Genomic DNA, 24649 nt, shown 5'->3' with positions numbered 1-24649 from the left:
CCAAAGTAAAGATAATTTATGAAAAGTCATTCCTTGCAAAAGGGATACGTAAACCTTGACGGCGGATTAGTGGATAATTACTATATAGGCAGAAGACTTCATTATAAGAATCAATATAAACAAGAAAGGATGGAATAATTGTTCCATCCTCCTTTATCAGTAGCGTTATCCTTTATCAATGCATAGGTGCATCTTTATAATCTCCTGCGCCGGCAATCACATTTCTTAACATAGGATTCACCTTTTTCTCTCTCGATAAAACCTTATTCGTAATGATTACACTTGCTAACATACATACCGCTCCAATGAGGAAGTGAATGCCCGGAAAGTGAAAGGGAGCCTTATCTGTTGTAAAATAAGAGAAGGTGCCGTTCATAATAAGCGGACCGATGATAGTAGTAAGACTCATCAGGCTGGTCAGCGCACCCTGTAGTTCTCCCTGTTGATTAGGAGGAACATGACCTGATATGACTGACTGCAAAGAAGGTCCGCAGATACCCCCGAGGCAATAAGGAATCAGGAAAGCAAACATCATCCAGCTCTCTGTTGCAAAGGCAAACAACACAAGACCCAGCGTATATAGTGATAATCCCAAGTAGATACTCTTTTCATTACCAATCTTAGGAATCACTACCCTGGTCAGACCAGCCTGAACTGCCCCCACCAGTACGCCCACTATTGCCAGAGAGATGCCTACCATCTTCTCAGACCACTGGAAGCGATAAATGGTGAAAAAGTTCCAGTTGCCCTGCACTGATTGCGCTCCCAGGTAGATCAGGAAGAAGGCCACTGCCAGTCCGCCGATTTCCGGATGCCTGGTCAGGAACTTCAATGACCCCATAGGATTGGCGCGCGCCCACTCAAAAGGGCGACGGTTTTCCTTCTTCAGAGATTCTGGCAGCAGGAAGAAGCCGTAAAGGCAGTTCAGCAAACATAGGGCTGCGGCAGCATAAAAGGGTGCCCTGATACCCCATGTAGCCAGTAATGCACCAAGAGCAGGCCCCAGTACGAAGCCTAAACCAAAGGCAGCACCGATCATCCCGAAGTTTTTAGCCCTGGCTGTCTCGTCTTCACTCACGTCAGCAATGTATGCTGTCGCTGTTGTGAAACTAGCGCCGGTGACGCCGGCAATGACACGACCGACAAACAGCCAGCCATATGTAGGCGCAAGCGCAAGTATGATATAGTCTATCCCAAAGCCCAGTAAGGAAAACAATAGTACAGGACGGCGCCCGTACTGATCACTGAGATTGCCTATTACAGGAGCAAATATGAACTGTGTCATCGCAAATACAGACAGCAGCAGCGCACCGTAAGTGCTGGCCTGATTGACAGGAATGCCTTTAAGTTGGGCAATCAGATCAGCCATCACAGGAATGATCAATCCCCATCCCATCACATCGATAAGCAGGGTAACGAAAATAAAGCCAATGGCAGACTTCTTGGTTGTTTGCATATGTGTAATTGAAATTGAAACGTATCGAATTGAGCTTTGCTATCACACAGACCGCTCTTTCACGCTGATACCATTGACATAGTTTCCGGGGAATACTCGATGAAAGATAGTTGTTGCTCCTGATGTTATGGTTCCCGGTAATGCAAACTTAATGAGAAATGTTTAGTTTCAGGGGAGGCAGACCAGCCAAATTGAAGGGTTATTTGCGTCATGGCAAGTTGATGCCGCCAGTTATTTCCAAACTCTTCCCCGGCAAACCTATATTCAAAAACTCCATTAAAGCCTAGGGAACGTCGCTACCGTAGCGTTTTAAAGAATAACCAACGATATGATTCATTGCTGGCCGTTAACGCAAAGAAATATTATAGGAGATATTCGCCTACTGACTGTCTTCAGGTATGTAAGGATCTATTGAGCCATTGGCAGGAAACCCTGTCGAAGGTGTTGATTGTTTGTTGGTATAATATACAGCATAAGTGATGCCTGCTTTCTCCTCAGCCATTCTTATTTATGGCTTTCTTATCAGTAAAAGGAATCGCCTATTTGTACCTGTTATCCATCAATCCTGGTGATCTTGAATCCCGTAGTTCCTTTAACACTATACCGGCAATTCAGGTGCATGATTCCAGCTATTAGCGGAATCCGTACCCGCTCAGGTAAGTTAAGCGAACTGTCATTCAATAATAAACTATTACCAGCATTTACATGTACTTCTGTGGTGAAATAAAGCTGCTCATCCGCAGACAGATCTACTGTTACCTGTTGATCTTCAAACACCCAGTCTTTGTGTGATGAGCGATCAATAATCTGACGCATCATCGACTTGTTAAAACGCATTAATTCCGCTACCGGCGTAGGCGCTTTCTTACTTCTATCCCACCTTGCAAGCGATACCATAATTTCCTCTGGTAAAAATATCGTTTCCTCCGGCAACTGACTCGCCAGGTTCAGCATGATAGCTACCTGTGGTTCTGCTTTCAGTGCTTTATCCATCGTTTCACTGATCACAATATCTATGGTTGTTGACGGTACCTCCCAGGTGGCCGCATCACATTGATAGATATCTCTTACATATGCATGAACGTCCAGCACGTCAATTACCTGTTTCAGCAGATCTATGCTTTGTGCATTAATTTCAAGAAAGGTAAACTGAACCTCCTCAGGTTTACAGGCCATTATAACGGGAAGGGCTAATGCAGCAAACGGACCTGTACCTGCATATAAGACATGCACCGTACGGTTCGTACGTTTCTTAATAGCGGACACTGCCTGGTGAAGGCCTCTCGAGAAACGTTGCGTTCTGAATACTTCCCGCATGCACCTGGCTGCCCAGAACGTTCCTATAGCGTTTCCGTGCGCTGTTTTAATATGTGTTCTTGCATCAGCTTCATCCATTGCAAAATGTCCGGATAACAGATCTGCATACCCCATAACAGCAGGCGCAAGCCGGTCATGGAAGTCCTCCGGTGCGAGTATATCTGTGCTGTATTGCTGCAAATGCTGTCTGAGTGCTTCTTTTGTCATAAGTATGAGCAGGATTTTCTACTACCAAAGTAGCCAATTTATACAGGTTATTCACAGTAAGTATTAATAGTTTATGCACATGGTTGCTGTAACTGGCTGATGCCGGTCCGCTTTCCATCCGGAAATATCCTGTTGAAAGTGTGCTGGTGCTTGCGTACTAGTAGCGTTGTGAAATTCCTATAATATCTTAACATAAAATACTATATAATTGCGCCTGTTTAATTATTTAACCTATACACATGAAATCTTTTTATCTCTACCTGTTAGCTTTTTTCATTGCCCTCCCCGGTATGGCTCAACGTAAATCCAGCGTGAAGTGGGGGCAGGACTTCAAACTTAAAAAAGGATCTATCGATCTAAAAGTTATTGATAGTGACAAATCGGGTATTTATCTGCAAGAAGAGCACCTGGCCATGAAATCCTACTACGTCTTTGGTGCCAGCTTCCGCTCGTCAGGAACGCTGGTGAAGATGAATGCTAATCTGTCAGAAATATACCGGCACAGCTATAATAAAGACCTCCGTGGTAAAGAGTTTGAACAGTTCTTCCCCTGCGCAGGCGACCTGTTTATCATCGCCTCTGCCTACCACAAAGGTGATAAAATGCTTGAGCTGTTTGCTGCGAAAGTAGATAAGGCTACCGGAGAATTATCTGTCAGATGGAAACAAATCGCATCATTCCAGCAAGAGCGGAAAAATGATAAAGTAAGATTCAAACTTGCTTACAATGCGGACAGTACAAAAATGATGCTTGTAAGTAGCATCCAGGGAAAAGAAAGGAACGAGTACAAGATACAGGAGTTCGATAGCAAACTGAAAGCCTCTAAGCCTATCGTTATCTCCAACGAGTTTGAGGCTAAAAAGTATGAGTTAGAAGACGTCTTATATACCGTCAACAATAAAGTGGTGCTGGTTGGCCGTGTATATGAGTACGAAGAAGGTAAAAAAAAGAAGGATAAATTTCTTGATTTTAGCCACTACAATATCCGTGTGTATGATGCCACAGGTAAGCAGCAGACAGAGATTAACACTTCTGTTAATGGCCGGTGGTTAAGCAGCACAAAAGTCTTACAGGAGAAAAATGAGGATCTGGTGCTTGCTGCTTTCTACAGTAATGAAAAGAAAGCGCGCAGGGTAGATGGATTACTGGTACAGCGTATAGATATTAACACCGGTAAAGTCATTTCTACGAATGATAAAGCAATCAATGCTGCGATGTTATCTGATGGGAATAATGAAGATGACGATGATAAAGAGGATGATAAACAAGACAAAGGTGACAAGGTAGCCCGTAAAGGTGGTAAGGCCAAAACAGAAAAGAATGGAAAAGCAGCAAAGGAAGGAACAAAGGAAAGCAAGGAAGAGGCAGAGGGCTTTTCCAGGTATATGAAGTTCCGCAATATCTTCTATACTTCAGATGGTGGCCTGATGATTCTTGCTGAAGCCTTCCATTCTTATATTTATACTACCTCCTATTACTCGCCCGGGGTAAATGGGGCACCAGGCACAATGAAAACCACTACTTACCAGGTCTTTCAGTCAGACGATTTGCTGATGTGTAAAATAGCCGCTTCAGGTAACATAGATTGGATGCATGTCCTGCCTAAGTCTCAAACGGAACATTATGCAGCTGGTTCAAGTTCCGGCAGGGGAACCGGTCTTAGTTTGACTACCAGTTACTTCTCACTCCTGAACTATCCATATTACTCCGGCTTTGGCGCTCTGCATTCCGGGCATAACCTGAGTATCGTTCTCAATGACAATCCGAAGAATATGGATATCACTGCCGCCGGACAAAAGTTCAAAAGCGTAAGAGCATTTGGCAGGTCTGAGTGCTTCCTTGTTAGTGTAGACGATGTAACGGGTAAGATAACTCGTAAGGTGCTTTTCAACAACAGGGATATACCTACCGCAATGCCTGGTAAGGGAGTAGTAATTGGTAATGATCTGTACCTGGTCGGACGGTCCGATAGGGCATTTGGTAAAACCAGGATTGCTGCCGGTAAGATTTCTGTGAAATGATAAAACGGTCTGATTATTACCGGAAGTGATTTATCTTATTGTATTTCAATTATCTATACTGATAGTCAATGGCAGATCAATCAATGTAACTAATATCTTCTGCCAGTTAGTCACCAAGCTAAGGGACGAACAAGGGTAGTACTAGCGACGAACTAGCGACGGCCAAGCGACGGCCAAGTAAGTATGATTGTATACTGTCATCCTGGCATAACGGAAAGAGGCTGCATATTTAGTGCAGCCTCTTTCTATTATGCATTGAAATAGAAATAGTTAATCCGTTTATGTTGATTAATGTGCAGTGCCGGATAGCAGGTAGAGTGAACCGATGATGATCACATCCTGTATAAAATGTATTATCCAGGCCCAGAATATTCCTTGTGTTTCGTACAATGACTTGGCCAGTACCAGTCCTAAAACCCCAGCCATTGTTGCTCCGATAATGCCGCTAGGCATTCCCGCTATATGAGGAAGTCCGAAGACTATTCCAGATATAATATAAATGGTCATTGGTGAAAGAAGATTTGTTAACGGCGAGACAATACCCACTCTGTAAATCATCTCCTCTGAGAATGAATTGGTTAGTGAAAATAATATTATCCAGAATATACCGCCTTGCAATTGTTTCCAGTCAACACTGGCATGCTTTAACTGGAAATACATAAATACGCCGGTAACTATGCTGATGATAACTGTTAATGAGAGGCCTGTTTTCACCCAGCTGTCTCCAGCTTTGATGCCGAACAGTTTCATTGCTGCTGAGGGGGCAGCAAGGTGTCCTACTCTGAATACCTGTGTAAAGCGCTCTTTATTTAAAAAGTAGCTGGTTATCAATGATAAAGAAGTGATGCCTAACAGGAGGACCTGGTAGTTTATCTGAAAATCTGCATACGCATTGCCCAGCACATGGAATGGCAAGGATGCTTTAACATAGGTAATGGCCAGGAAGATCAATGCTGTATAGAGTACCGCAAGTGCAATTGGCAGCCCTATCTGGAGTCCTGCGGCCAATTTGTGTTCCTGATGTATGCGCCGTATTTTTAACAGCCGACGGGTAATGGACAGTTTATAGAACATCGTATTCCAGTTAATTTGTACGGAGTTCTGCATGGTTAATATTCCTGCTCAGCAGGAAATGGTTAGCGCACATCCCCGTTTAATAGGGTGAATATATTCCGTACAAAAGTATCTGGTATATGGTCTTCAAAACTTATCCTAGGGTAAGAAAAGGCAGCTACATGATTTTTCTTCTTATCCGGCTAAAGCTTTCCGGGGTGATACCCAGGTAGGATGCGATATATTTATTAGGCGTCCGCTGTATAATATCTGGTTGTTGTTCCAGCATCTCAATATATCGTTGTTCGGCCGTTTTGGACAGCAGGTTTAACTGCTGCATTTGTTTCTGGATAAACAGGTTGTCTGAGGCCGTCTGACAGATGACGCTGCCAATGGGTGTTTTTGCCAGTTCTCTGAAGTTATCCCGGTCTATTCTGAAGAGTGTGCAGGGCTCGAAGCAGATCACTTCCAGGTCTGTTTCCCGGTTGCTCACAAAAGAAAGATAGTCACCAAAGAAGTCGCCATCATAGCAAAGGTCTATGCACAGATAATTGTTGTTCTGGTAGAGCATAATACCGCCTGATCCTTTCAGGATAAAGTAAAAGTACCGTTCTCTTTCCCCATGCTTTTTGATTATCTCATTTTTCCTGGTTTGTATCGCTTCGCCGTGTTGTGCAAATGTCTCCCACACATGCAAAGGTACGTCCAGGTAAGCGTCAAAAGTTGCTTTAAAGATGGCTGCCAGGTTGTTCATGATCGATAAGTGATGATAATGTTTTCACTTGTTTTAATACAAGGATTGGTAAGTTCTCGATATAGGTGTTCCATTCAGGTGATGCAACTTACGTATAAATTTAAATTCCAGTAAATGAGTCAGGGAATGTTATTGTGGTGGGGGAGGTGGAAGTCTTCTGGTTTTATTGGGGATGATTTGATCTGCCGGTATACAGCCGACCGTCTGCAGTCAGTAATTATGTGTATAAAAAAAGCCTTCAGATTATGTCTGAAAGCTTTTTTCCTGCGGACCAGACGGGAACAACTTTTGAACCAGCTTGACAGTGTTTTATCTCAGATGCTGACCTTTATTAAAGAAAACGTTTCATTTTCCTGTAAAGTGAGAGAGAAAACATTAGTACCTATTCTACGTTTATCTAAGTGATATTGAGTTTGTTATGCAGGATATTTTGATCCAATGAATCTGAAATTGGTTTATTTTAGCAAACCAATAAGTTAACCATAAGATGTTAATTCCAGTATGAGAAATGCCACAGAAATTAATATTGAAACACTTGTTAACAGTATTAAAGAGACTAATCAATATTTCCTCAATAAAGTACAAAAGCAGGTAAATACTGCTTTAACATTGCGTAATTGGATAATAGGCTTTTATATAGTTGAGTACGAACAACAGGGAAATGATAGGGCGGTCTATGGTCAAAGACTTTATAAAGAGATTGCTGCAAATCTGAAAAATAGAGGTATTACTTCTCTCAGGGAAAGGCACCTCTACATTTGTAAAGACTTTTATAAGGCATATGCCGACATTTTGCGGACACCGTCCGCAAAATAGTATTTGTCTGATTCACATGGTGTTAAGATTTTACGCTTATTGTCCGCAAAGTCGATAGCAACTCAATCTGAAGCATCAGGAATAGAAAATAGATCGTCCTCAAATCTGTTATTAGAAAGACTTAGCTTTTCTCATTTCATTGAACTGCTTAAATTGGATACTACGTTAAAACGTGAATTTTATGAAGTGGAAATAATTAGGAATAGCTGGAGTGTACGCGATTTGCAACGGGCAATGAACAGTATGCTGTATGAGAGGACAGGATTAAGTACTAATAAACATGCTGTATTAAATAGTGATGTCAAACAAGCGGATTTAAAAGCTGAGAATATATTTCGCAACGCTTACATGCTTGAATTTTTAGGTTTGGAAGAAAAAGATATATATACTGAATCGGACCTTGAACATGGGATCATTACTCATCTGCAAACTTTTCTTTTGGAATTGGGTCGGGGATTTTGTTTTGAAGCCAGACAAAGACGTATAACTTTTGATAATACACATTATCGTATAGATCTGGTATTTTATCATCGTATATTAAAGTGTCATGTACTTTTAGATTTAAAAATTGGCGAATTTACACACGCAGATGCCGGCCAAATGAATGTTTATCTGAACTATTACAAAGAGAATGAAATGCATGAAGGGGATAATCCGCCGGTAGGCATCATACTATGTGCAAGTAAGAACGAGAATTTGGTTAGGTATGCAACCTCCGGTTTGCCACAGCAAGTTTTTGTATCTAAGTATCTTATTAATCTGCCTAGTGAAGATGAACTGGCACAGATAATAGAAGAAGAGCGAAGGAGATTGGGTTAGTCTAATACCTGGCAAAGTACCACTATAAAAAAAGTGGGTATAATTAAGCGCTTCTGCTTGATTATACCCACTTTTACTTAGTTGCGGACCAGACGGGACTCGAACCCGCGACCTCCGCCGTGACAGGGCGGCATTCTAACCAACTGAACTACTGATCCAACACTGTGTGTTCCCGTTCGTCGGGGGTGCAAATATATGATTAATTATTTCAATTGTGCAAATAAATTATGCAGAAATATTTACAACTCTAAGAAATTAGCGCCAAACAAGATAAATCGGGGCAGTTAGCAGGTGTACAGAGTACGCTTCCAGCGCTGGTATCTGCCGTTTTTCTCCCAATTTGTACATTTCTTACTTTTCTTTAGTTTTACAGCTCTTAGGGGGTTGTCCTACTAATAATGTTCTATTTGATATGGATCGTATGCCATCCGAGGAGGAAGTGTTGCTAAGAATGAAGCAGGGAGATGAGTCTGCGTTCACGATAGTTTACCGGCACTACCATGCCTCGCTCTACGTTTATCTGCTGCGTTTTTGCAGGATCCCTTCTTTGGCAGAGGATCTGGTTCATGATGTATTCCTGAAAGTATGGGAGATCAGAGACCGTATTAACCCCGAATTGTCCTTTTCAGGCTACCTGTACCGTATAGCCCGTAATCATGTTATTAAGACTATAGAAAAGCTGGCTACTGATAAAAAGCTCAGGGACCAGTTATTAAGCCAGCTGGATGATATCTCTCATGCCCAACCAGAGCACCAGGTCAGAGCTAAGGAGTATGACCGGTTATTTCATGAGGCGCTGGTCAGGATGCCGGCACAGCGGCTGAATGTATTCCGGTTATGCCGCCAGGAAGGGAAAAGTTATGACGAAGCAGCCTTTTTACTCGGCATATCGAGGAATGCTGTTAAGAAACATATGGTACTTAGTATGCGTTTTATATACGATTATGTACACCGCCATGGCGATATTCTGTTCGCCGTTTACCTCCTCAGAAAAATATTTTGACTTTTTTTAAGGACAGGGGTACCCTCTTTCCTTATTTCCGGATAATATATACAGGTACCCACGGAAAAGGTGCTATAATTTATGTCGTTATCCACGGACCACCACGAAAAACTATTACAGAAATACCTTGATGGTCAATGTACAAGGGCCGAAATGGAAGAACTGTACGCCTGGCTGCAGTCGTCAGGGGCGCACCGCTCCCTGCTTGCTGCTATGCAACAGGAGTTTGAAAAGACGATGAGTGAGCGCCATGAGATACCTTCTGAAGTGAGTGACAGGATAGAAACAAGGTTACTGCAGGAGATTTCCCGTGAGAAGGTGGTACAGTTCCCTCAACGGAACCGTCTTCGGTGGATAGCAGCAGCTGCTGTATTACTCTTAGCCGGGAGTGCTGCTTACTGGTATATGGATGCGGTCTATCCCCGCAAGACAATTACCTCAGATAACATTTCGCTGGTTGATACCGGAGATATTGCGCCAGGTACTAATAAGGCTATTCTGACGCTGGCAAATGGAGATGTGGTCACGCTGGATAGTGCTGGTAACCAGGTAATCAGTCAGGGCCAGACCACAGTACATCAGAAAAACGGGCAATTGCAATATGCTGTACAGGGGAATAGTGACGGTGTTGTATATAATACACTTACCGTACCCCGTGGCGGACAATTTAATATCATTCTGCCGGACGGCAGCCACGTATGGCTGAATGCTGCTTCCAGTATGAGATACCCTACCGCATTTAATGGCAGTCGCAGAGAGGTGGAGATTCAAGGTCAGGTATACTTTGAGATTACCCCCAATGCCCGCCAGCCATTTTTCGTAAAAGTCAATAATATGGAAGTGCAGGTACTGGGTACCCGCTTCGATGTCATGGCCTATGCCGATGAAAAAAGCATCAATACAACACTGATTGAAGGAATGGTCAATGTGAATTACGGGGAGCGGGAACAACGCCTGAGGCCCGGTCAGCAGGCCATATTAGACCCTGTTACAGGGAATATGGTTGTAAAACCTGCAGATGTGGATCAGGTAATTGCCTGGAAAACAGGTTTTTTCGAGTTTGATAATGCCAGCCTGGCTGACATATTACGCCAGTTGTCCAGGTGGTATGATATAGACGTTAGTTACAACCAGATAGGAAATGAAAGGCTCTTTGGGGGGCGTATAAGCCGGAGCTTACCATTATCTGATATTCTGCATATGCTGGAAGCAAATGGACCTACATTCTTACTGTCGGGGCGAAAACTAACGGTTACATCGGGGAAATAAAGCCTGTGCTGTACAAAATCCACGTAAAAACAGCCAGGGTATTCATTAAGTAAAACGCATTACGTTATGGAAGTAACCGAAAGAAAGTAAAGGAACAGCATGTCTCCATAAAAAACCGGAAGCGCTTGCAACACTTCCGGTGAATTTGTCGGGACATCCTGAAAACCACGTCACGTTATTAACAATTGATCTTCTAAATTCCCAAACACTACAAAAGTATGTATTTAAACTTTAGTGGTAGGACTTTCCGTGCCCGGAGGTTCCTATCAACCAAAATTGTTCCCGTTATGAAACTGACCACCTTTTTGTTGCTAGTGGCCTGTCTGCAGATCAGCGCAAAAGGAGTATCTCAGCAAATATCTCTATCGGAGAAGAAGGTCCCTCTGAAAAAGATACTCCGGCAGGTTGCTCGTCAGGCAGGAATATCTATCGTATATGACGAAACACTGCTGGCTGCGGCGCTCCCTGTTACTATTGATGTGAAAAATGCTTCGGTTGAAGAGGTACTGGACATCTGTCTGGAAAATCAGCCTTTCGACTATGCCATAGATGGCGCGCGAATTATTGTAAAAAGTATACCCGTACGCCGGAAAGTAACCGCAGATACTACCATCACTGTTACCGGCCGCGTAATGGATGATAATGGCGAGCCTGTACCAGGCGTCAGTGTACGTGTAAAAGACGGAACTGCAGGTACTGCTACCGATGCATCCGGTAAATTCACGCTGAAAGCGCCACCCGCAGCTACCCTGGTATTCAGTGCACTCGGGTTCGCACCTTATTCCCAGCCTGTGGGTAATGGTAATCTGACTGTCAGACTGAAAGGCTCTGAAACCGCGCTGACCGAAACTGTCGTAGTAGGTTATGGTGTACAGAAGAAAAGTGTTGTAACAGGCGCTATCTCTTCTGTTAAAGCAGCTGACCTGGAAAACCAGCCTATCACCCGCGTGGAAAGTGCGCTGCAGGGTAGAACCTCAGGCGTTACAATTGCTACCAGCTCTGGTCAGCCAGGCGCTGGCTCTGCTGTACGTGTGAGAGGTCTTACTACCTTCAACAACAATGATCCGCTGTGGGTAGTAGATGGTGTTGTTGTGGATAATGGCGGTATCGGTTATCTGAATCAGTATGACATCGAGTCTATCGAAGTACTGAAAGATGCCGCCTCTCAGGCTATCTATGGTGCCCGTGCTGCTGCCGGTGTAATTCTCGTTACCACCAAAAAAGGTAAAGCAGGTAAACTGAGCGTTAATTACAACGGTTATTATGGTACCTCTGCTCCTGCACGTAAACTGAAGCTGCTTAATGCTACCGAGTATGCTACACTTAGAAACGAAGCTGCTGCAGCTATAGGCGACCCGCTGCCATATGCAGACCCTCGCTCTTATGGCGTGGGTACCGATTGGCAGGAACAGATCTTCAATAACAGCGCTAAACGCCAGAACCACGAGATCAGCGTAAGCGGTGGTAATGACAGATCTACTTTCTATTCCTCTTTTGGATACCTGAAACAGGATGGTATCGTAGCAACTGATATCTCCAAATATGAGCGCGTAAACTTCCGCCTCAACTCTACACATAAACTGTCCCAATGGGTAACATTCGGTCAGAACGTAGGTTATGCATACGATAAGTCAATCGGTCTGGGTAATACCAACAGCGAATTTGGCGGACCACTTGCTTCTGCTATCAACCTGGATCCGATCACACCGGTAGTTATTACTGACCCTGCTGTAGCAGCCGGTTATAACGCCACTACGCCTAAAGATGCCAATGGTAATTACTATGGTATCTCCCAGGCTGTAGCACAGGAGATCATCAACCCGCTTGCTTATATCAAAACCCGCCTGGGCAACTACGGCTGGTCTCATAATATCGTAGGTAACGCCTACCTCGAAGTATCGCCGATCAAAGGACTGAAACTGCGTTCTACCCTGGGTTCAAAAATCTCCTTCTGGGGTAGCGAGTCATTTACTCCGATCGCTTACCTGAACCCATCTACCATATTTTCCCGTACCTCCTTTAACCGTGGCTCTAACTCTGGCTACAACTGGAACCTGGAGAATACCGTATCCTACAACAGGGAGTTCAACAAGCATAACATTACGTTGTTAGCCGGACAAGGTGCATACCTTGACAACCGTACGCGTGCACTGAATGTTACTTACTTCGACCTGCCGGTGGATAACTTTAAAGATGCATCCCTGAACTATAACGTAGCTCAGAACCAGCGGAATGCCGGTGGTAGCGAAAACCCTGATCACAGGATTTCTTCTCTCTTTGCACGTGTGAACTATGCATATGATGAGAAATACCTGGCAGAGGCAATCATCCGCCGTGACGGTTCTTCCCGCTTCGGATCAAACAATAAGTACGGCGTATTCCCTTCCTTCTCCCTGGGATGGGTGGCCTCCCGTGAAGGTTTCTGGGCAGATAACGATGTGGTAAACTTCCTGAAACTGCGTGGTGGTTATGGCGTAGTTGGTAACGATAACATCGGTGACTTCGCCTACCTGGCTACTATCGGCGGCGGCCGTAACTACAGCTTTGGTAATGAAGATACCTACCTGATTGGTTATAGTCCTAATGCACCATCCAACCCGGACCTGAAATGGGAATCTACCAGCCAGACCAACATCGGCTTTGAAGCAACCGTACTAAGAAATATTACCGTGTCTTTTGACTGGTTCAGAAAAGCAACAAAAGATATCCTCCAGTACCCACGTATCCCATTATATGTAGGCGCTATCTCCAATCCTGCGGCTAACGTTGCTGATATGGAAAATACAGGTGTGGAACTGGAACTGGGCTTCCGTAAGAAGTTCGGTGAAGTAGACTTCTCTGTAAATGGTAATGTGTCCTACCTGAAAAACAAGGTTACTAATCTGGGTCAGGGCGTGGCATACTTATCCGGTGGACAAACTATCCAGTCTACCAGTTATCCTATTACCCGTACTGCTATCGGACAACCATTCAGCTCCTTCTATGGCTTCAAGACTAATGGTATCTTCCAAACGCAGCAGGATGTGGATGCTTATGTAAATAAAGAAGGTAAGAAACTCCAGCCAGGCGCTGTTGCAGGTGATTTCCGCTGGGTAGATGTAAATGGCGACGGTCAGATTACTGATGAAGGAGACCGTACTTTCCTGGGTAATCCTACTCCTACCTTAACATATGGTTTTACCCTCAATTCCGGCTACAAAGGCTTTGATGTAGTACTGTTTGTACAGGGCGCTGCAGGTAACAAGATATTCCAGGGATTACGCCGTCTGGATATTCCGGCTGCCAACTGGCAAACGAAAGCACTGGGCCGCTGGACAGGAGCAGGTACTTCAAATGATTATCCACGTTTATCGCTGGAAGACAATAACAAGAACTTCACAAACCCTTCAGACTTCTATCTGGAAGATGGCAGCTATTGCAGAATTAAAACGCTGCAGATCGGATATTCCCTGCCTTCTTCACTTGTAAAGAAAGCGCATATCGAAAGATTCCGTGTGTACCTGGTAAGTGAGAACCTGCTGACGCTGACTAAATATACCGGCTACGATCCTGAGATCGGTGGCGGCGTGTTTAGCATCGATAGAGGTATCTATCCTCAGGCCCGCTCTTTCATGGTAGGTGTTAATGCAACTTTCTAATTATCTAAAGCTGATTACAAATGAAAACAAGACAAATTCCATATATCATCGCAATGACCCTGGGTTTACAATTAGCCAGCGGTTGCAGCGATAGTTTCCTTGAAGTTAAACCGAAGGGTACTGACCTTGAAACCAACTATTACCGTAATGCAACAGAAGCATTCAACGGCCTCATAGCCATCTATGACGTGGTAGGCTGGCAAGGTGGTAACTACGTTACGAAAATAGGCGCTATGAATGCCGGCTCTGATGATCATCTGGCAGGTGGCGGTGGCCCCAATGACGTATCTGCTTACCAGGTATTCTCAAAATACACCCTTTCCCCTGCACAGGGCCCTCAGGAAGAACTGTGGAGAAAAGGTTATGCGGGTATATTCCGTGCTAACACCCTGCTGGGTAAACTGCCAGGTATTCCTATGGATGAAAACCTGAAGAAACGTTTTGAAGCAGAAAGCAGATTCCTCCGTGCCTACTTCTATTTTGACCTGGTGCGTATGTTTAAGAACATCCCTTTGCTGACACAGGCTGTTTCTACATCAGAAATGTATGATGTGGTACAGGCACCGCCGGCAGAAGTATATAACCTGATTATAGAAGATCTGAAAGCTGCTATTGCTGAACCTAGCTTCCCTGACCAGGTACCAGCGAAAGGAGAAGGTGGCCGTGCTACCAGAGGAGCTGCGCATGCATTACTGGGTAAAGTATACCTCTACCAGGAAAGATGGGCGGAAGCTGCAACAGAATTTGCTGAAGTAAATGGTGCTACTCCAGGACAAACCAGCGCTAAATACGGTTATAAACTCCTGGAGCGTTATGAAGACCTCTGGAACTTCTACAGCAACAAATTCAATTCTGAATCAATTTTTGAAATAGCTTATAGCTCTTTCTCCGGCGGTAACTGGGATTGTATCTCCTGTACAGAAGGTAACGTACTCAATATCATGGTGGGTCCGAGAGGATATAATAAACTGAAACCAGGCGCGCCTGATATGGCCTCCGGCTGGAGCTTCCTGGTAGTTACCAAGAGCCTGTTTGATGCCATTCACTTTGACCCTCGGTATAAATCAACCGTGCTCAACATGGACAGCCTGAAGGCTAACGGTATTGCTGATTACTCCAAAGGCTATGATGACACCGGCTATTTCCTGTACAAATTCGCTGCTAAAACTACAGACGAAACTGATGGTCCGGGTAATAAGGAACTCAACTACCCGCAGAACATGTATGAAATCCGTCTGGCTGACACTTACCTGATGGAAGCAGAAGCGCTGCTGAAAGCTGGTCAGGGCGGTGGTGCCGGTACCCGTGCCTATGCTTTACTGAATGCTGTACGTGCCCGTGTGGGACTTACACCTGTTACTGCAACAGATGATAATATCTTCAGAGAAAGGCGTGTTGAGCTGGCAGGCGAAGGTCACCGCTGGTTTGACCTGGTACGTACCGGTAGAGCAGTAGCTGCTTTAGGTAACCGTGGCTTTACTGCCGGCAAACATGAGATCCTGCCGATTCCATTATTAGAGATGGAAAATACCAAGATCGAGCAGAGCAAAGAATGGGGCGGTACCAAATAGAGGGAATAACAGCATTCACGACTTAACAAACAGCACACAATGAATTTCCATTATAGTAATAATATTCGCACAATAGCACTGGCCACCCTCGTGGCCGGCGCTATGGCATCCTGTACACCTGAATCTTCCGATAAAGACCTTGCACCTTTACCTGTTGCCAGCTTCACCGCTGAGCCACTGGCAGGTAACGCCAACAAGATTGTTGTATCCAGTACAACACCAGGTGGATTTATCTTTGAATACAAAGACGACAATGGCAACACCAGCACCCGCGAAACCGATACGCTCAGCTACTTTGAGGCGGGTGAGTATACTATACAGTTCACCGTATTTACCAGTGGCGGTTATGCCAAAGCTGTGCAAAAAGTAACCATTGCGCAGACTGCCAAAACACAGGATATCCTTAAAGGTGGAGATCTGGGCGCTGGTAGTGAACAACACTGGACTGTACTCAATACCAGCGGCACACAGACAGATATCAGGATTGAAAACGGTGCTATGCATTTTAATAATACCGGTAATGCCAACTCCAATGGAGCTATCTATCAGAAGGTAGCTGTAAAACAAGGAAAGTCTTACGTTTTCTCTGGAAAAGTAAGTGGTAAAGGCGCAAACAATTCCTGGTTTGAAGTTTACATAGACAAAGCTGTACCTACGCAAGGCAGCGACTATGGCGGTAATAAATTTGTTTCTTTGAATACCTGGGCCGGCTGTGGTAAAGTGCCTTTCTCCGGCGATCTCGCATTCATCGGTTGTGATGGTGCCGGCACTGGCAAGAAAGGTGTGATGTCATTCAGCCAGTCCGGAGATATCTACATAGTGATAAAAGCTGGTAGCTCCAGTGGGTCGCTGGGCGACGGTGGTATTGTGCTTGATGACATAAAGTTCCTGGAAGAAATCTAATACCCAATCAGGAATCAGGAATTGCCAATTAAGCGTTAAATTAAGCTGCACCAAATGCCTGTCACAGCTTCTAATGCTCTATCAGGATAATAACTGACTAGTTCCTGATTCCTGATCTTTAACTATTCTAATCCGCATGATTATGAAACAACTGATATACCTGCCTTTACTGCTTACTTTCCTGTCCTGTTCCGGGAAAGGTGAAGGTGGTGGAAGTACGCCTGATACCGTGGCCCCACAGGGTCCTGTGGATAAAGGATGGAAATTTGAATCAACACCGGTATGGGCAGACGAGTTTGACTATACAGGCTTGCCTGACACTGCAAAGTGGGACTATGATCTTGGCGGTAGCGGATGGGGCAATAATGAATTGCAATACTATACCAATGATATTAAGAATGCCTCCGTGGCAGATGGTAAGCTGACTATCACGGCAAGAAAGGAAGTAAAGGAAAACCGTAACTATACCTCCGCCAGAATGGTGAGCAGAGGTAAAGGGGACTTTTTGTACGGACGTTTTGAGATCAAGGCGAAACTGCCTGCTGGTAAAGGTACCTGGCCCGCACTCTGGATGCTGCCTACAGAATGGGCGTATGGCGGCTGGCCTAAATCTGGTGAGATAGACATTATGGAGCATGTAGGTTATGATCCGGATGTTGTGCATATTACGGCGCACACAGAGGCTTACTACTTCAAAATAAATACGCAGAAGAGCGCTACCAAGAAAGTATCCAACGCAACGACGGCCTACCATGTATATCGTATGGACTGGACGCCCTATGCACTCCGTGGTTATATTGATGATCAGCTCATTTTCCAGTTTGCAAACGAAGGCAAAGGTTATACTGTATGGCCTTTCGATAAGAAATTCCATCTGCTGATGAATATCGCTGTAGGTGGCGATTGGGGCGGTGCACAAGGAATGGACGATTCTATTTATCCCGTTACCATGGATGTAGATTATGTCCGTGTATATAAAATGATTGAAAAATGATACTACAGTATAAAACAAGAATCAGTCTGATTGCTTTACTGCTCTCAGGTGTGGTCGCGTTTGCTGCATGTAAGAGCAATGGCAATGAAGACCCGGTTACTCCTCCTGTTAATCCTCCCACTGGCGCAGATACTACTGATGTGACTATGTGGCTCACAAAGGGTGATAAATCCGCATTGCTTCAACGCCAGAACGTAAGTCTGCTGTTCAAGGATACGGTGAATGTCAATCCTACCATCAAAGTAGACGCTTCCCAATCTTATCAGTCAATTGACGGATTCGGCTACTGCCTGACAGATGGTAGTGCTATGCTCATCAATTCATTGTCTGCCGAGGCACAGGATGCATTACTGAAAGAACTCTTCCTGACAGATAGTACACATCTTGGTGTCAGTTACCTGCGTGTCAGTATCGGCGCTTCTGATCTGAGTGTTGCACCTTACACTTACAATGATCTTGGTGCCGGAGAGACAGATGTGGATATGACAAAGTTCAGCATCGAGAAAGAACGAAAGGATCTGCTGCCCATCCTGAAGAAAGTAATAGCGCTCTCGCCTGATATCAAGATATTGGGTTCTCCATGGTCTGCGCCCTCCTGGATGAAGACTAACAATGCTTCAAAAGGCGGTAGCCTGAAACCCGAATACTATGCTGCCTATGCCAAATACTTTGTAAAGTATATTCAGGCAATGAAAGCTGAAGGTATTACCATAGATGCTATCACTCCTCAAAACGAACCACTGCACGGCGGTAATAATCCAAGTATGGTGATGCAGGCTGATGAACAGGCTGACTTCGTCAAGAATCACCTCGGGCCTGCTTTCAAAGCTGCTGGATTAACCACCAAGATCATTGTATATGATCATAATGCTGATAAGCCGGAATACCCTGCAGCTATCCTGGGTGATCCTGCGGCATATCCTTATGTGGATGGTTCCGCTTTTCATTTGTATGGCGGCAACATCAATGCACTGACACAATTGCATGATGCTTATCCTGAAAAGAATATCTATTTCACTGAGCAATGGGTAGGTGGTCCCGGCAATTTCGCCAATGACCTGAAATGGCATGTCAGCACACTGATTGTAGGCGCTACCCGGAACTGGAGCCGGAATGTATTGGAATGGAACCTGGCCTCTGACCCGAGTTATGGTCCGCATACAGAAGGCGGCTGTACTACCTGTCTGGGTGCACTCACCATCGGTTCAGGCGTAATACGCAATGTGGCATACTACATCATCGGACATGCCTCCAAATTTGTCCGCCCGGGCGCTGTAAGAATAGCTTCCAACGTAACGAGTGAACTCGATAATGTCGCCTTTAAGACGCCTGATGGTAAAACTGTGCTCATCGTTGTTAACAGCGCTGCTACGCCACAAACGTTTAACATCCAGGCTGGTGGCAAACAAGTAACTACCTCTCTTACCAATGGGGCTGTTGCAACTTATATCTGGTAAGATCATGACATACTATATTCAATCTCAAACAAAGAAGCCAACTCAAATTGAATTGAGTTGGCTTCTGATTCTTCACTCTTTAGTCCAGCCGGTCATTCTTCATTTCATCTGACGGTTCCCGTTAATACCAGACTTGTTCACAATTGTTGACAATCCTAACGTCCAAGCGTTATATATCTAGTTGAATTATTCAGCTACATCCCACCACAGTCTTGTAGCACCGTTATCCGGACCTTTCAGCAGGGTTATTGCCTGTTGTACTTCTGCGGCATTCGTCTGATACTCATTCTGCGTAAATGGCAAACGTCTGATCTGTGTAGTACTGCTGATCACTCCTCCACTGAAGTTATTTACTACAGGGAACAGTTTAGGATAACCGGTACGGCGGTATTCTGTCCATGCTTCCTGGCCTTCAGGGAACATAGCAATCCATTTCTGGGTAATGATACGTTCCATCTTCACGGCCTGTGTTGCTGCATCGTCCCATCTTACGGTTACAGCAGATGGTGAAGGTGCATTGTTTGCACTGTTTTTAGGATCTGTGAATGCTTCTGGTACGCGTGTATTATCAGTAATGTAAGTACCTGCATTTACACCCCACTGTTGCATGGAAACGTTAATGCCCTGCTCGTACAATGTCTGCACACTACCGCCGGCATTCGCCCATCCGCGTAATGCTGCTTCAGCTCTCAGGAAGTATACTTCTGCTGCTGTCATGATCTGTACCGGTGTGGTCAGGGTAAATGATGGCGTAGCACCGCTTACATTCAGGTTAGAATAAGTAACATAGTCGTTTTTAGTAACGCTGCCACCTACAGAACCAATACGGATACCCTGGTAACGTACCGGGAAAGTAGTGTCTGTAGATCTGTCGAAGTACCTGCTCATACGAGGATCCTGGTAACCGTTCATATAGCTAACTATTGAAGCGCCGATACGAATGTCAGCCCAGTTGGTAGCAATGAACACCAGCGGATTGCTGAAGCCTGAACCTGATACCTTCACTCTCATTGCACCATCATTGGTAGTAATAACGCCTCCGTTAGCCGGATCAAGCGCTTTTTCAGCCTGCTCTTTCGCAAGTTCAGGCGCTGCTTTTACAATGTGCATTGCTAAACGCAGACGTAAACTGTTAGCATACTGTAACCATCTGGTAAAGTCACCATCGTATACCAGGTCAAATCTCGAAAAAGCAAATGGCAACGCAGGTGTAACACCATTGATCTGATTACGCAGATTAGCAGTGGCTGTATCCAGCTCAAGGAAGAAGCTCTTGTAAATATCTTCCTGGCTGTCGTAAGCAATAGAGGTCTTGCTTGTACCTACCTTGCTGTAAGGTATCGGGCCATATATGTCTGTAACCCGGCTGATACCTGTTACTTTCACAATCTGCGCCACTGCCCATACTGCCGGGAACTCCTCATTCACATTGGTATTGCGTAACCTGTTTACAGAACCCATGATGTTAAGCATACCTACTTTGAATGGCTCTCCGTTCCAGCCATTCATCAGCGAGTAGGAAAGGTTGTTCTGTCCGCCATTGAATGGGGTAGGGGACATAAAGTAGCCTGAATAGCAATCAGCATTCAGATTCTGTTGTAACTGATAAGAGTTTGGATCTCCTCCACCGGAAAAGTTAATAATAGAGCGCTGAGCAGTCATCAACGCGCCCAGGTCATTATAATCTCCTTTCAGGTCGTCCGGATTGATACCGGTATTATCCTGGTTGTATACTTCAAAGTTCTTTGTACATGCACTGGCACCCAGCAACACAACTGCTGCAATAGCCCACATGCTTTTCTTATAGTAGCGTTTCATTTTTTTCATTTTAGTGGCAACAATGATTAGAAAGTAGCATTCAGTGTCAGACCGTAGTTACGGGTTGCTGGCGGCATAAAGATGTCTACGCCGGACAGACCATTACCTGTTGACATCGTCAGTTCAGGATCGAATGGTGCTTTCTTGGAGAAGAACAGCAGGTTACGTCCTGTCAGCGACAGTTTCAGTGCTTTTACAAAACCAGTATTAGCAACAGGAATAGTGTAACCAAGCGCTACTTCACGCAGACGTACGGTTGTAGCACTATACATGTATTCCTGTGAAGCTGCTTCACGGCCACCTACAGTAGAATACCATTTCTGTGCATCAACAACAGATACAGGATTGCCATTAGGATCAACACCATTTACCGCTACACCGCCTGCATCACGTGCATCGCCGGTAGCTTTTGACACGCCATATTGGTCCATAACTGCCTGGGTGATAGACATTACTTTACCACCAAATTTGCCGTCAATCAGGAAAGACAGGGTGAAGTCTTTGTATTCCAGGTTGTTGTTCCATCCAAGCTGCCACCTGGTGTTGGAGTTACCCAGATACACATAGTCGCCACCTTGCTTGATTGGATTCCCGTTTGCATCGATCATTACACGGCCCTGCTCATCACGTTGTAACACAGTACCGTATATGTCGCCGAAGGAGCCGCCCACTTTGAACCTGGATACATAATTGGATCCTGATGCACCACTCAGTGTAAAGTAAGACTGATCGTCATTCAGTTCCTTGATCCTGTTTTTGTTGGCAGCGAAGTTGAGACCTGTATTCCATTTCAGTTTGGTATCACGTAAAACATCGTAACGTACTACTGCTTCCACACCTTCGTTCTGGATATTACCAGCGTTGATGAAGTAGAAGTCATTTAACGTCGCTTCAGAACCTCTGATTTCAAACGTCTGATTCGTTGTATTTGTCTTATAGTACGTGAAATCTGCACTCAGTCTGTTGTCAAAGAAACGCCATTCAGTACCAAACTCAAGTGAGTTGGTCTTCTCTGGTATCAGATTCGTGAAAGGTGATCTGGTGTTAAGTGAGAAACCACCACCTGCACTGAAAATGTACTGAGCCGGCAATGACTGATAAGGACGTGGTGAATTACCCACCTGTGCATATGAACCACGCACTTTTGCAAAGCTGATAAACGCAGGCAGCTTAGCCACAGAACTCAGAATTACGTTCAGACCTACAGAAGGATAGAAGTAAGAATTTGATGGTGTGAATGCCAGATTAGAAGACCAGTCATTACGCGCGGTCAGATCCAGAAAAGCCCAGTCTTTATAAGAGATGTTAGCACTTCCGAATACAGACTGTACCTGTTCGTGGTTTTCCTGCAGCGTACCTGAGTTAAGTGGATTGAATACCTTAAAGTTCTGGATCACGAATAGGTTAGGTATGTTCAGACCTTCCTGTCCGGAATTGAACCGCTCTCCCTTAGTAATTACATCCCTGATAGCACCACCTACTACGCCTGTAACGCGGAAATTCTCGCCAATCGGAATATTCAGGTTGGCGATGAAGTCTCCATACTGCTGGGTAGTCGTTGTATTGCTGTAGCTGTACACGCCATTCGCAGAAGACAAAGCACTTACTGTACCTGCATATACTTTCTGTTCGTACACATCATTAATCCTGTCGATGTTACCACGACCCTGGATGCTCAGCCATTTATTCACCTCGTATTTCAGGCTTGCATTCAGTAATAAACGGTTACGGTTAAGCGAGTTGGGGTTACGGTTTACAATCCACCATGGGTTCTGCTGAATATCTTCATTGAAAGCCCAGTTCTGCGTCATCAGACGTCTTGCAGGATCATATACCTCAAAGTTATCCTGGAATGGCTGCAGCGCCTTACCACGCGGAAACAGGTAAAGACCTGTCAGCGGATTGAAATACAGACCGCTCAGTGGGGTGTTATCTATTTTCTGGGTGATATAATTAACGTCCGCTTCAGCAGTCAGTTTATCATTCAGGAACTTTCCTGTTTCTTTAAAACTGATGTTATTACGTGACAGCTTATTGTTGGGCTGTATACCATTACCTATTGTATTGGCGTAAGAGAAGTATGTCTGCATTTTCTCTGAACCACCGGAAAGACTAATAGAGTTTGTCAGGTTGTTACCTGTACGGAAGAATGATGACAGGTTATCTGTTGTACCCCCATTGATCTTGCTACCCCAGCTTTGTCCGCTGGTAGAGGTGGACTGGCCATAGGTATTCTGAAACGCTGGTTTGTAGGCCAGTGTATTCACCGTACCGCTGGATGTAAAGTTGATAGTAGTACGTCCTGCCTTGCCACTTTTAGTGGTGATCAGAATTACACCATTCACACCCTGGCTACCATATAACGCGGATGCAGAGGCACCTTTCAGTACTGAGATGCTTTCAATATCATCAGGGTTCATGTTGGATATAGGATCTCCGCCATCATAAGAGGAGCTACCACCAAATGCACTGGATGGCTGATTGGTCGTATTGTTATTAACAGGAATACCGTCAATCACATACAATGCCTGGTTGTTACCCAGACCCGACTTGTTACCACGCAGAATAACCTTCGCAGAACCGCCTACACCGGAAGAGCTGGAAGAGATAGTTAAACCTGCTACTTTACCGTTCAGGGTATTCATCAGGTTCGGATCTTTTGCTTTAGTCAGTTCCACACCGCTAACCTGCTGCGCAGAATAGGTAATTGACTTCTCGGATCTCTTGATACCTAATGCTGTTACTACTACTGTGTTGAGCTGCTTGTTAGACTCCTGTAATACGATCTGCAGGCGGGTTTGTGTGCCTACAGGTACTTCCTTCTTATCGTAGCCAACTAAGTTGAACACCAGCACATCCGTGCTTTCTGCCTGGATAGAGAAATGACCTTTCTCATCGGCTAATACGCCGCGGGTAGTACCTTTTACCTGAATGGCCACATTAGGTAGAGGCTGGCCTGCAGCATCCACCACAGTACCTTCAACTGTAGCCGCAGGTTGTACTGCTGCCACGGGAATATCTTTTTTGATACCCCTGGGACGGATCACGATGATCTTATCGGTGATAGTGTAAGACAGTGGCTTGTCTTTCAGACACTTGTCCAGCACTTCTGCGATAGTCGCAGATTTTAAGTTAATATCTATTGCGCCTGTACCCTTTAACATTTTCTCATCATATACAAACTCGTAACCTGTCTGTTTGCTGATGCTGTTGAAAATGTCATAAAGATTCAGGTGTTTACCTGTAATAGTGACTGATTGTGAATACGACCTGGCGCTCAGATTCAATGAGAATACCAGGGTCAGAATGGCAGTTAATTTCATAACCAACAATAATTTTCTGTGCAAGAATCCTTCCTTCGGAAAGGCCTTGCAGGTCTCGCGTAGTTCCATACTTTTGTGTTCTTGGCTTAATAATCGATTTTCAAACGTTTAGGAAATTGATAGCCTTTTTTCTACCGGGTTCCGATGGCAGTCGGAATCCGGTTTTTGCTACCGGGATTTGACAATACGTTAATTACTTACGTGGTCATAACTGGAAAATTTAATTTTTT

The 24649-nt window shown here is 44.7% G+C and carries 16 protein-coding genes, 1 tRNA gene and 1 pseudogene; 10 read left to right on the top strand and 8 right to left on the bottom strand.

What is annotated here, in order from left to right; genetic code table 11:
- Positions 1-175: 175 nt before the first annotated feature.
- The 3 genes from K1Y79_RS13110 to K1Y79_RS13105 form a co-directional block, all read right to left on the bottom strand.
- Positions 176-1456, bottom strand: coding sequence for a TCR/Tet family MFS transporter (locus K1Y79_RS13110; protein WP_220250513.1), 1281 nt, complete (start codon positions 1454-1456; stop codon positions 176-178).
- Between the two features lie 379 nt (positions 1457-1835).
- Positions 1836-1958, bottom strand: coding sequence for a hypothetical protein (locus K1Y79_RS29280; protein ID WP_262903169.1), 123 nt, complete (start codon positions 1956-1958; stop codon positions 1836-1838).
- 50 nt (positions 1959-2008) lie between these two features.
- The gene (locus tag K1Y79_RS13105) at positions 2009-2980 is read right to left on the bottom strand and encodes an SAM-dependent methyltransferase (protein WP_220250512.1); all 972 of its coding nucleotides are present in this window, start codon (positions 2978-2980) and stop codon (positions 2009-2011) included.
- A 239-nt stretch (positions 2981-3219) separates the two neighbouring features.
- Here K1Y79_RS13105 and K1Y79_RS13100 point away from each other — a divergent pair, with 239 nt between their 5' ends.
- Positions 3220-5001 carry a hypothetical protein gene (locus K1Y79_RS13100; RefSeq protein ID WP_220250511.1) on the top strand — a complete coding sequence of 594 codons (1782 nt, stop codon included), beginning with the start codon at positions 3220-3222 and terminating at the stop codon, positions 4999-5001.
- A 288-nt stretch (positions 5002-5289) separates the two neighbouring features.
- Here the strand turns inward: K1Y79_RS13100 and K1Y79_RS13095 are convergent, their stop codons facing one another.
- Positions 5290-6108, bottom strand: coding sequence for a CPBP family intramembrane glutamic endopeptidase (locus tag K1Y79_RS13095; protein ID WP_220250510.1), 819 nt, complete (start codon positions 6106-6108; stop codon positions 5290-5292).
- Positions 6109-6232: 124 nt separating this feature from the next.
- A complete protein-coding gene (locus tag K1Y79_RS13090) occupies positions 6233-6808 on the bottom strand; it encodes a Crp/Fnr family transcriptional regulator (protein WP_220250509.1) in 576 nt (191 codons plus the stop codon).
- A 501-nt stretch (positions 6809-7309) separates the two neighbouring features.
- Here K1Y79_RS13090 and K1Y79_RS29540 point away from each other — a divergent pair.
- Positions 7310-7870: pseudogene (locus tag K1Y79_RS29540) on the top strand (DUF1016 N-terminal domain-containing protein); the annotation flags it as partial.
- Entirely contained in the window at positions 7859-8443 is a 585-nt protein-coding gene (locus tag K1Y79_RS13080; protein ID WP_394370769.1) for a PDDEXK nuclease domain-containing protein, read from the top strand. The pseudogene K1Y79_RS29540 and the gene K1Y79_RS13080, both read left to right, overlap by 12 nt.
- Before the next feature lie 84 nt (positions 8444-8527).
- Here K1Y79_RS13080 and K1Y79_RS13075 read toward each other — a convergent pair.
- Positions 8528-8601 (bottom strand) — tRNA-Asp (locus K1Y79_RS13075).
- A 263-nt stretch (positions 8602-8864) separates the two neighbouring features.
- On the opposite strand from K1Y79_RS13075, the gene K1Y79_RS13070 reads away from it, so the two are divergent.
- The 7 genes from K1Y79_RS13070 (at position 8865) to K1Y79_RS13040 (ending at position 19278) form a co-directional block, all read left to right on the top strand.
- Positions 8865-9446, top strand: a complete 582-nt coding sequence (locus K1Y79_RS13070; protein ID WP_220250505.1) for an RNA polymerase sigma factor — start codon at positions 8865-8867, stop codon at positions 9444-9446.
- Positions 9447-9527: 81 nt separating this feature from the next.
- Positions 9528-10715: a FecR domain-containing protein gene (locus K1Y79_RS13065; RefSeq protein ID WP_220250504.1), complete on the top strand. Its 1188-nt coding sequence runs from the start codon at positions 9528-9530 to the stop codon at positions 10713-10715.
- 287 nt (positions 10716-11002) lie between these two features.
- The gene (locus tag K1Y79_RS13060) at positions 11003-14353 is read left to right on the top strand and encodes a TonB-dependent receptor (RefSeq protein WP_220250502.1); all 3351 of its coding nucleotides are present in this window, start codon (positions 11003-11005) and stop codon (positions 14351-14353) included.
- A 20-nt stretch (positions 14354-14373) separates the two neighbouring features.
- Positions 14374-15924, top strand: a complete 1551-nt coding sequence (locus K1Y79_RS13055; RefSeq protein ID WP_220250500.1) for a RagB/SusD family nutrient uptake outer membrane protein — start codon at positions 14374-14376, stop codon at positions 15922-15924.
- A gap of 39 nt (positions 15925-15963) precedes the next feature.
- Positions 15964-16827, top strand: coding sequence for a hypothetical protein (locus tag K1Y79_RS13050; RefSeq protein ID WP_220250498.1), 864 nt, complete (start codon positions 15964-15966; stop codon positions 16825-16827).
- A 142-nt stretch (positions 16828-16969) separates the two neighbouring features.
- Entirely contained in the window at positions 16970-17821 is an 852-nt protein-coding gene (locus tag K1Y79_RS13045) for a glycoside hydrolase family 16 protein (protein WP_220250497.1), read from the top strand.
- Positions 17818-19278 carry a glycoside hydrolase family 30 protein gene (locus K1Y79_RS13040; protein ID WP_220250495.1) on the top strand — a complete coding sequence of 487 codons (1461 nt, stop codon included), beginning with the start codon at positions 17818-17820 and terminating at the stop codon, positions 19276-19278. The genes K1Y79_RS13045 and K1Y79_RS13040 overlap by 4 nt, the downstream gene beginning before the upstream one ends.
- A 186-nt stretch (positions 19279-19464) precedes the next feature.
- On the opposite strand, the gene K1Y79_RS13035 is transcribed toward K1Y79_RS13040, so the two are convergent.
- Together K1Y79_RS13035 and K1Y79_RS13030 are read right to left on the bottom strand one after the other, a co-directional pair.
- Positions 19465-21096 (bottom strand): RagB/SusD family nutrient uptake outer membrane protein, encoded by a 1632-nt coding sequence (locus tag K1Y79_RS13035; protein ID WP_220250493.1) that lies wholly within the window; start codon positions 21094-21096, stop codon positions 19465-19467.
- Between the two features lie 26 nt (positions 21097-21122).
- Complete coding sequence (locus K1Y79_RS13030) at positions 21123-24419, bottom strand: SusC/RagA family TonB-linked outer membrane protein (protein ID WP_220250491.1); 3297 nt, start codon at positions 24417-24419, stop codon at positions 21123-21125.
- Positions 24420-24649 lie beyond the last annotated feature (230 nt).

Source organism: Chitinophaga rhizophila (assembly GCF_019492185.1).
Taxonomy (GTDB): domain Bacteria; phylum Bacteroidota; class Bacteroidia; order Chitinophagales; family Chitinophagaceae; genus Chitinophaga; species Chitinophaga rhizophila.
Note: the sequence above shows the minus strand (reverse complement) of the source record. Positions and strands in the feature narration are given on the sequence as shown.

What these genes read in the sequence shown, in the direction of transcription:
- K1Y79_RS13050 (WP_220250498.1), top strand. Translation starts at nt 15,964, where the DNA reads ATGAATTTCCATTATAGTAATAATATTCGCACAATAGCACTGGCCACC.
- K1Y79_RS13105 (WP_220250512.1), bottom strand. Translation starts at nt 2,980, where the DNA reads ATGACAAAAGAAGCACTCAGACAGCATTTGCAGCAATACAGCACAGAT.
- K1Y79_RS13070 (WP_220250505.1), top strand. Translation starts at nt 8,865, where the DNA reads ATGCCATCCGAGGAGGAAGTGTTGCTAAGAATGAAGCAGGGAGATGAG.
- K1Y79_RS13030 (WP_220250491.1), bottom strand. Translation starts at nt 24,419, where the DNA reads ATGAAATTAACTGCCATTCTGACCCTGGTATTCTCATTGAATCTGAGC.
- K1Y79_RS13035 (WP_220250493.1), bottom strand. Translation starts at nt 21,096, where the DNA reads ATGAAACGCTACTATAAGAAAAGCATGTGGGCTATTGCAGCAGTTGTG.
- K1Y79_RS29280 (WP_262903169.1), bottom strand. Translation starts at nt 1,958, where the DNA reads ATGGCTGAGGAGAAAGCAGGCATCACTTATGCTGTATATTATACCAAC.
- K1Y79_RS13100 (WP_220250511.1), top strand. Translation starts at nt 3,220, where the DNA reads ATGAAATCTTTTTATCTCTACCTGTTAGCTTTTTTCATTGCCCTCCCC.
- K1Y79_RS13080 (WP_394370769.1), top strand. Translation starts at nt 7,859, where the DNA reads ATGAACAGTATGCTGTATGAGAGGACAGGATTAAGTACTAATAAACAT.
- K1Y79_RS13055 (WP_220250500.1), top strand. Translation starts at nt 14,374, where the DNA reads ATGAAAACAAGACAAATTCCATATATCATCGCAATGACCCTGGGTTTA.
- K1Y79_RS13110 (WP_220250513.1), bottom strand. Translation starts at nt 1,456, where the DNA reads ATGCAAACAACCAAGAAGTCTGCCATTGGCTTTATTTTCGTTACCCTG.
- K1Y79_RS13045 (WP_220250497.1), top strand. Translation starts at nt 16,970, where the DNA reads ATGAAACAACTGATATACCTGCCTTTACTGCTTACTTTCCTGTCCTGT.
- K1Y79_RS13060 (WP_220250502.1), top strand. Translation starts at nt 11,003, where the DNA reads ATGAAACTGACCACCTTTTTGTTGCTAGTGGCCTGTCTGCAGATCAGC.
- K1Y79_RS13065 (WP_220250504.1), top strand. Translation starts at nt 9,528, where the DNA reads ATGTCGTTATCCACGGACCACCACGAAAAACTATTACAGAAATACCTT.
- K1Y79_RS13095 (WP_220250510.1), bottom strand. Translation starts at nt 6,108, where the DNA reads ATGCAGAACTCCGTACAAATTAACTGGAATACGATGTTCTATAAACTG.
- K1Y79_RS13090 (WP_220250509.1), bottom strand. Translation starts at nt 6,808, where the DNA reads ATGAACAACCTGGCAGCCATCTTTAAAGCAACTTTTGACGCTTACCTG.
- K1Y79_RS13040 (WP_220250495.1), top strand. Translation starts at nt 17,818, where the DNA reads ATGATACTACAGTATAAAACAAGAATCAGTCTGATTGCTTTACTGCTC.